2 protein-coding genes are annotated in these 1,249 nt (G+C 62.1%); both read right to left on the reverse strand.

Annotated features, from left to right (window positions below):
* Positions 1 to 20 precede the first annotated feature (20 nt).
* Complete coding sequence (locus tag HNO88_RS21930) at positions 21 to 350, reverse strand: hypothetical protein (protein ID WP_184250961.1); 330 nt, start codon at positions 348 to 350, stop codon at positions 21 to 23.
* An 11-nt stretch (positions 351 to 361) separates the two neighbouring features.
* Entirely contained in the window at positions 362 to 1,186 is an 825-nt protein-coding gene (locus HNO88_RS21935; protein ID WP_184250964.1) for an IS5 family transposase, read from the reverse strand.
* Positions 1,187 to 1,249 lie beyond the last annotated feature (63 nt).

The raw sequence follows: 1,249 nt of genomic DNA on the forward strand, positions 1-1,249 counted from the left end.
AGAGTCCGTTTGAGAATGGATCAGGCGCTGGCGTGACGGCTGTAGATGAGGGTGCGGTTTGTCGCGAAAGGCGGGAGGATGGCCGTATCGCGCCATTGCCGATCGAAGCCGGGCAGGCTCTCAAAGTGCCTCATAGCAGCACCGAAGCCAGGTAGTTCTTCGTGGATGGTGCGTATCTGCTCACCGTCGCCCGAGCCGGTCACGATGTCGCAGCAAACCAAGTCGGTGGTGAGTTCGTCGATCTTGTAGGCGACGATCGCGCTCACCTCGTCGAGGGAAACGGCGTCGGTCCCCTTGGTTGTGACAATCGCGAAGCCGTTGTCGGTGGTGATGATTTCTGGCTTGCGCATAGGATGTCCGTTCAGGGAGTGAGCCGCCGGAGCAGGTTACTTGCCATGGCAAGATGGATCATTGCCTCCGACACGTCGAGGCGCTTCTCATAGTCGCGTACCAGCCTGCGCCAGCGTGTCATCCAGCCGAAGGTGCGCTCGACCACCCAACGCCGGGGAAGCACCTTAAAACCAGAGACATCGTCCGACCGGCGGATGATCTCGATGGTGAAGTCACGCAGAGCAGCCGCATCCAGCAGCTTGGTGCGATCGTAGGCACCGTCGCCGAACAGGTGCTTGAGCCATGGCCAGCGCCGGCGGATTGCGGACACGATCTCCTGCGCACCCGCACTGTCGGAAATGTCGGCAGTGGTTAGGTTGACCATAAGCAGCCGTCCATCGGTATCGACCGCGATGTGACGCTTGCGCCCCTTGATCCGCTTGCCCGCATCATAGCCACCGCCGGACGGTGCCGACGGCGCCTTGACCGATTGACTGTCGACCACTGCGGCAGATGGGCTCTGCTCGCGCGCCTCGCGCTCCCGGTCGAGCATCAACGCCACGTCGTGGATCGTACGGAACAGCAGTCGGCGCACGAAGCGGCGAAACCACCAGTAGACCGTCTGCCACGGCGGAAAGTCCTTGGGCAGCATCCGCCATCCACCACCCGAACGGGCCAGATACCGCAGGGCGTTCAACACCTCGCGCAGGTCTGTCGATGGCTTGCGCCCGCGCTTCGGCGGCTCCGGCAAGAACGGGCGGATGATCTCCCACTCCGTATCCGTCAGATCGGTCGGATAACGTTTCGCTCGCTTCTCAAGATCAGCCATCCGGCCACGGCTCGCTCGGGTCCACATCCCGAGCTTGAATCACGCAACCCGCTGTCGCTCAACCTTTTAGCAAACGGGCTCTAAGGCCTT

It is taken from the genome of Novosphingobium chloroacetimidivorans (genome assembly GCF_014204535.1).
GTDB classification, from domain to species: domain Bacteria; phylum Pseudomonadota; class Alphaproteobacteria; order Sphingomonadales; family Sphingomonadaceae; genus Novosphingobium; species Novosphingobium chloroacetimidivorans.